A 7199-nucleotide genomic window follows, 5' to 3' on the forward strand; every position below is an offset into this window, starting at 1 on the left:
GGGACCGAGAGCGCCACGGGTTAGGGTGAGGGACCCGGGCGCGCCGGTCCCATTCACCTAGGGGAGGTTTTCGCTGGTGTCGAACGATTCCTTCGTCCACCTGCACGTCCACACCGAGTACTCGATGCTCGACGGTGCGGCGAAGATCGCTCCTCTCTTCGCGGAGGCGGCGCGCCTCGGCATGCCCGCGGTCGGCATGACCGACCACGGCAACATGTACGGCGGCGACGAGTTCTACCAGCAGTCGAAGAAGCACGGCCTCAAGCCGATCATCGGCATCGAGGCGTACGTCGCGCCGGAGAGCCGCTTCCACAAGAAGCCGGTCTTCTGGGGCCAGTCGAACCAGCGCGGGTCCGACGAGCTGGGCGAGGGCGGCGACGTCTCGGGCGCCGGCGCGTACACCCACATGACGATGCTCGCGCAGAACGCCACCGGCCTGCGGAACCTCTTCAAGCTGTCCTCGCTGGCCAGCATGCAGGGCTACTACCGCAAGCCCCGGATGGACCGCGAGCTGATCTCGGAGAACCACTCGGGGATCATCGCGACCACCGGCTGCCCGTCGGGCGAGGTGCAGACCCGGCTGCGGCTGGGCCAGAAGGAGGCGGCGATCCAGGCCGCGTCCGACTACAAGGACATCTTCGGCGCCGACAACTTCTTCCTCGAGCTGATGGACCACGGCCTGCCGATCGAGCGGTCGGTCCGCGAAGGCCTCCTCGAGGTCGGCCGCCTGCTCGACCTCAAGCCGATCGCCACGAACGACTCGCACTACGTCACCAAGGACCAGGCCGACACGCACTCGGCGCTGCTGTGCGTCCAGGCCGGCAAGACCCTCAACGACCCGACCCGGTTCAAGTTCGACGGCGACGGCTACTACCTCAAGGCCGCCGCCGAGATGCGCGAGTACTGGGACAGGGAGGTGCCCGGAGCGGCCGACAACACGCTGCTGATCGCCGAGCGCGTCGAGTCCTACGAAGACGTCTACTCGCACAAGGACCGGCTGCCGTTCTTCGAGGTGCCGGAAGGCTACGACCAGGGCGGCTGGCTGCGCGAGGAGGTCGCGAAGGGCCTGGCGTGGCGCTTCCCGGGCGGCCCGCCCGAGGGCTATCCCGAGCGGATCGAGAAGGAGCTCGACGTCATCATCGGGAAGGGCTTCCCGGCCTACTTCCTGATCGTCGCCGACCTCATCAGCTACGCCCGCCGCGTCGGCATCCGGGTCGGCCCGGGCCGTGGTTCGGCCGCCGGCTCGCTCGTCGCGTACGTCCTGGGCATCACCAACCTGGACCCGATCCCGCAGAAGCTGCTGTTCGAGCGGTTCCTGAACCCCGAGCGCGTCTCGATGCCCGACATCGACATCGACTTCGACGACCGCCGGCGCGGCGAGATGATCCGGTACGCGACCGACAAGTACGGCTCGGACAAGGTCGCCCAGGTCATCACGTTCGGCACCATTAAGACCAAGGCGGCGATCAAGGACAGTGCGCGGGTTCATTTTGGCCAGCCCGGCTACGCGATCGCGGACAAGATCTCCAAGGCGCTGCCCCCGCCGATCATGGCGAAGGACATCCCGCTCTCGGGCATCGTCGACTCCAAGCACGAGCGCTACGGCGAGGCCGCCGAGGTCCGCGCGCTGGTCGAGACGGACGAAGAGTGCAAGACGATCTTCGACACCGCCCGTGGTCTCGAGGGCCTGATCCGCAACGCGGGCGTGCACGCCTGCGCGGTCATCATGTCGTGCGACCCGCTGACCGACGCGATCCCGCTTTGGCAGCGTGACGACGGCTCGATCATCACCGGCTGGGACTACCCGTCGTGCGAGGCCATCGGCCTGCTCAAGATGGACTTCCTGGGCCTGCGCAACCTCACGGTCATCGGCGACGCGATCGACAACATCAAGGCCAACCGCGGGATCGACATCGACCTCGACACCCTGGGCGTCGAGGACCCGGAGACGTACAAGCTGCTCGCCCGCGGCGACACGCTCGGCGTGTTCCAGCTGGACGGCGGGCCCATGCGCGACCTGCTCCGCCGCATGGAGCCCACGGTCTTCGACGACATCGTCGCGGTCGGCGCGCTCTACCGCCCCGGTCCGATGGGCATGAACGCGCACAACGACTACGCCGACCGGAAGAACAACCGGCAGAAGGTCAAGCCGATCCACCCGGAGCTCGACGAGCCGCTGCGGGAGATCCTGGCCGACACCTACGGCCTGATCGTGTACCAAGAGCAGATCATGCACATCGGCCAGAAGGTGGCCGGCTACACGATGGGTCGCGCGGACGTGCTCCGCCGCGCGATGGGCAAGAAGAAGAAGGAAGTCCTCGACCTCGAGTACGAGGGCTTCGAGGCCGGGATGAAGACCAGCCCCCTGATCGACGGCGGGTTCTCCGCCGAGGCGGTCAAGGCGCTCTGGGACACGATCCTCCCGTTCGCCGGCTACGCGTTCAACAAGAGCCACGCGGCCGCGTACGGCCTGATCTCGTACTGGACCGCGTACCTCAAGGCGAACTTCACCCCGGAGTACATGGCCGCCCTGCTGACCTCGGTCGGCGACAACAAGGACAAGTCGGCGGTCTACCTGTCCGAGTGCCGCCGGCTCGGCATCAAGGTGCTCCCGCCGGACGTCAACGAGTCGGCCCTGCGGTTCGCGGCCGTCGGGGACGACATCCGCTTCGGCATGGGTGCCGTCCGCAACGTCGGCGCGAACGTCGTCGAGTCGATCATCAAGACGCGCGCGGAGAAGGGCAAGTACGCCTCCTTCATCGACTTCCTCGACAAGTCCGAGCTCGTGGCCTGCAACAAGCGGGTCATCGAGTCGCTGATCAAGGCGGGCGGGTTCGACTCGCTCGGCCACACGCGGCTGTCGATGATCCAGGTCCACGAAGACGCGGTGGAAGCCGTCGTCCCGCTCAAGCGCCAGGAGGCGATGGGCCAGTTCGACCTGTTCGGCTTCGGGGGCGAGGAGGGCGAGGCCGCGCCGTCGTCGTCGCCGCTCGCGCACCTGAAGTTCGGCGAGGAGGAGTACCCGCGCAAGCAGCTGCTCGCCTACGAACGCGAGATGCTCGGCCTGTACGTCTCGGCGCACCCGCTGGACGGCGCCGAGCGGATCCTGCGCAAGCACGCCCCGAAGCCGATCGCCGGGATCCTCGCCGATCCGCCCCGGGAGGGCGAGCTCATCATCTCCGGGTTGATCACGTCGCTCGAACGGCGGGTCAACAAGAAGGGCGAGCCCTGGGCGATCTGCACGGTCGAGGACATGGACGCCTCGCTCGAGGTGCTCTTCTTCCCGAAGTCCTACGCGCTGTTCTCTTCCGAGCTGATCGAGGACAACGCGGTGCTGGTCAAGGGCCGGGTCAACTGGCGCGAAGACAAGATGTCGATCTTCGGCGGTGGCCTCGCGACGCTGGACCTGTCCGAGGTCGGCACGGGCAACGGCGACGACGAGCCGCCGCTGGTGCTGCTCGCCGCGGCGGAGAAGATCGACCAGTCGGTCGTGAGCGAGCTGCGGTCCACGCTGCTCGCCCACAAGGGTGAAACGATGGTCCACCTCAAGCTGGTGGGGCGGAACCAGACGGTGTTCGCGCTCAACGACTACCCGGTGAAGGTCAGCTCGATGCTGATCGGCGAGCTCAAGGGCATCCGCGGGATCACCGCTTCCACGTGAGCCCCCCCGAAAGGCGGGGTCCGCACAGCGCGCGCGGATCCCGCCTTTCGTGTTTGCTGAGTGGGTATCCCCGGCCGGTGAACACGCGTGAGGTCAGCTCTTCGATGTCGTACGAACCCGATCCCCGGCGCTGGAAGGCGCTCGCCGTCTCGCTGACGGCCGGGTTCATGGGGCTGCTCGACGTCAGCATCGTCAACGTCGCCCTCCCGTCGATGCAGTCCGGGCTGCACGCGAGCAGCGGCGGGATCCGCTGGGTCGTCTCCGGCTACGCGCTGGCGTTCGGCCTGGTCCTGGTCACCGGCGGCCGCCTCGGCGACGCGTTCGGCCGCCGGACCATGTTCCTCGGCGCCCTCGCCGCGTTCGTCATCACGAGCGCGCTGGCCGGAGCCGCGCCGAACGAGACGACGCTCGTGATCGCGCGCCTCGCCCAGGGCGTGGCCGCGGGCATGCTGACGCCGCAGAACACCGGGCTGATCCAGGACCTCTTCCGAGGCGCCGAGCGCGGCCGCGCGTTCGGGATGTTCGGCGCGGTCGTCGGGATCTCGACGGCGGTCGGGCCGATCCTCGGCGGGGTCATCCTCGCCGTCTTCGGGGCCCAGGACGGCTGGCGCTGGGTGTTCTACGTCAACGTGCCGATCGGCGTCCTCGCGTTCGCGCTGGCCCTGCGGCTGCTGCCGCGCAGCGAGAAGAAACAGTTCCGGGCGCGGTCGGAGATCGACTTCGTCGGGATCGTGCTGCTCGCGGTCGCCGTCCTCGGCGTGCTGCTCCCGGTCATCGAATCCGACGACGGCGGCCCGGCGCGGCTGTGGTGGATGTTCGTCGTCGCGCTGGTGTTCGGTTTCGCGTTCGTGCGCTGGGAGCGCTCGGTGGTCCGGCGCGATCGGACGCCGCTGCTGGACACCCGGCTGTTCACCGGCACGCCGGGGTACGCCGCCGGTGCCGTGGTCGGCGCCCTCTACTTCTGCGGGTTCGCCGGGATCTGGCTGGTCTTCGCGATGTTCTTCCAGCAGGGCCTCGGTTACACGCCGTTGCAGTCCGGGCTGTCGGTGACGCCGTTCGCGCTGGGCTCGGCGGTGTCGGCGGCCGTCGCCGGGCGGCTCGTGCCGACCTTCGGCCGGCGGCTGACCGTCACCGGGCTGGCCATGGTCGCGCTGGGCCTGCTCGCCGTCGCGTTGCTCGCCGAGCTCGTCCCGCCGTCGGCGTCCGGGTGGGCGTTCGCGCTGCCGTTGCTGTTCGCGGGGGTGGGCGGCGGCATGGTGATCTCGCCGAACACGACGTTGACGCTGGAGTGCGTGCCGGTCCGGATGGCCGGGGTCGCGGGCGGCGCGCTGCAGACCGGGCAGCGGATCGGTACCGCGATCGGCACCGCCGTGCTCGCGTCGGTGTTCGGCGCCGTCGTCGGCGCGGGGACGGACTACCCGCTCGCGCTCACCGTCGCGTTGTGCTGCGCGGCCGGTCTGACGTGTGGCGCGCTGGCCCTCGCGATCGCCGAACTCCGGGCGCGGCGCCACCGTGCGCAGACTTCCGAGCAGGAACACGAGGCCCGGAGGACCGAGACGTCCGCCGCGGACGTGCAACGGGGCTGAGACACTACTTTCGGCAGATTTGCGATGCTCCATCCGAGTGACGAGCACGGAAAGACACTGGTGCTACGCAGAGCAACCGGGTAGATCTTATGGAGCCTTCACTGCGCGGCTTCGGCTACCGACAGTGGCAATCGGTCGGCCACCCGGGGATGGGGTGACCGGCCCGAGCGATCGAGGCGTCCGGAGTTCGAGGAATGGACACACTCGGTCACCTTCCATCCAGTGAGTGTCGGCGTCCGCGGGGGACCGTCCGGCATTCGCGGAAGGGATGCCCATCGGCAGCCGCCGGCGCGTGACGGCAGCGGGCGGGCCCGGGTGAGGGGGAACCGGGCCCGTCCGTTCTTCGTGTCGTGCTTCCGCCCGGCCCGTGATCATGTTGGGATGACGCGTCCGACAGGCACGAGCGCAGGAGCTTCGATGACCGAGCAGCCGTCGTGGCCGGGGAGCCGGGTCCGGGTCTGGTACCGGCCGATGCGGTCGCGCGACAGCAGTGAGAGCCACCGCGTCGCGACGCCCCTGGAACTGCTGTTCGACCTCTGTTTCGTGGTCGCCGTCGGGCAGGCCGCGACGTCGCTGCACCACGCGCTGGCCGAGGGGCACGCGGTCCACGGCGTCTCGTCGTTCGCCATGGTGTTCTTCGCGATCTGGTGGGGCTGGCTGAACTTCAGCTGGTTCGCCTCGGCGTTCGACACCGACGACGTCCCGTACCGGCTGGCCACGCTCGTGCAGATCGCCGGCGGGCTGACCGTCGCGGCCTCGGTGCCGCGCGCGTTCGACGGCGACTTCCGGCTGACGGTCGTCGGCTATGTCCTGATGCGGCTGGCGATGGTGTTCCAGTGGCTGCGGGCCGCGCGGTCCGATCCGGGCTGCCGCCCGGCCGCGGTGCGCTACGCCACCGGGATCGCGGTGGTCCAGCTGCTGTGGATCTCCTACCAGTGGCTGCCGCACGGAATGCGGGTGATCGCCTTCGTCGTGTTCGCGGTGCTCGAGATGGCCGTGCCGGTGTGGGCGGAGAAGCGGCAGGGCACGACGTGGCACCCGCACCACATCGCCGAGCGGTACGGCCTGTTCACGTTGATCGTGCTCGGCGAGGTGATCCTCAGCGCGACGAACGCGATCAAGGAGGGCGCCGCCGAACCCGGGCACGTCGGCGCGCTGATCTCGCTGGCCGCCGCCGGCCTGGTGCTCGTGTTCTCGATGTGGTGGCTGTACTTCGACCGGCCCGGGCACGCGCGGCTCGTCCGCCGGCCGACCATGTTCACGTCGATGAGCTGGGGCTACGGCCACTACTTCATCTTCGCGTCCGCCGCGGCCGTCGGGGCGGGGCTCGAGGTGGCGGTCGCCTACGACACGGGTGCGCTGCACGACCTCGGCGGGGTGGCCGCGGCGCTGCCGACCACGCTGCCGGTCGCGATCTTCCTGCTGAGCGTGTGGCTGCTGCACATCGGCCCGACCAACGAATGCCGCCCGATCGCGATCGGCTTCCCGGTGACGGCGGTGCTCGTCGTCGCGGCGTCGTTCACGCCGGCGCCGATCCACGTCGCCGCGGTGCTGACGGCCGCGCTCGTCGCCGTCTCGGTCGTCGCGACCCACGGGCGTCCCCAGACGTAGTTCTCGGTGGATCGACGCAGGTCAGCGGCCTGGCGCGATAAAAGGGGACCCCCCTGTGCGAGGCCGTTTCGGGGCATGTAAAGTTCCCCAAGTCGCCAGGGAAACCGGGCGGCCGCCGGGGTCACGAACCAAGCTCCCACGAAGGTGGTAGAGTGGGTGGTCCTGAACCGAGGTGTTAGTCTCGGAACAGCAAAGCTTGAAAACAAATGCTTCGGATAAGGTCGTGTAAAAGCGACGCGATCCGGGGTGTGTTGCTTGAGAACTCAACAGTGTGCTAGTGAACTAAGCCAGTAGAGCTTATATATAACCTCGTATGAGGTTCCTTTGAGAATGATTGAGTA

At 68.6% G+C, this 7199-nt stretch carries 3 protein-coding genes; all 3 read left to right on the top strand.

Translation table 11 applies throughout. The features are described 5' to 3' along the window. Positions 1–76: 76 nt before the first annotated feature. Complete coding sequence (dnaE, locus tag AB0M59_RS43675) at positions 77–3661, top strand: DNA polymerase III subunit alpha (RefSeq protein WP_364627564.1); 3585 nt, start codon at positions 77–79, stop codon at positions 3659–3661. Positions 3662–3765: 104 nt separating this feature from the next. Further along, positions 3766–5247 (top strand): MFS transporter, encoded by a 1482-nt coding sequence (locus tag AB0M59_RS43680; protein ID WP_364627570.1) that lies wholly within the window; start codon positions 3766–3768, stop codon positions 5245–5247. 417 nt (positions 5248–5664) lie between these two features. Then, entirely contained in the window at positions 5665–6858 is a 1194-nt protein-coding gene (locus AB0M59_RS43685) for a low temperature requirement protein A (RefSeq protein ID WP_364627566.1), read from the top strand. The last annotated feature ends 341 nt before the right edge of the window (positions 6859–7199 follow it).

The sequence above is a fragment of the Amycolatopsis sp. NPDC051371 genome (assembly GCF_040682155.1).
Lineage (GTDB): Bacteria > Actinomycetota > Actinomycetes > Mycobacteriales > Pseudonocardiaceae > Amycolatopsis.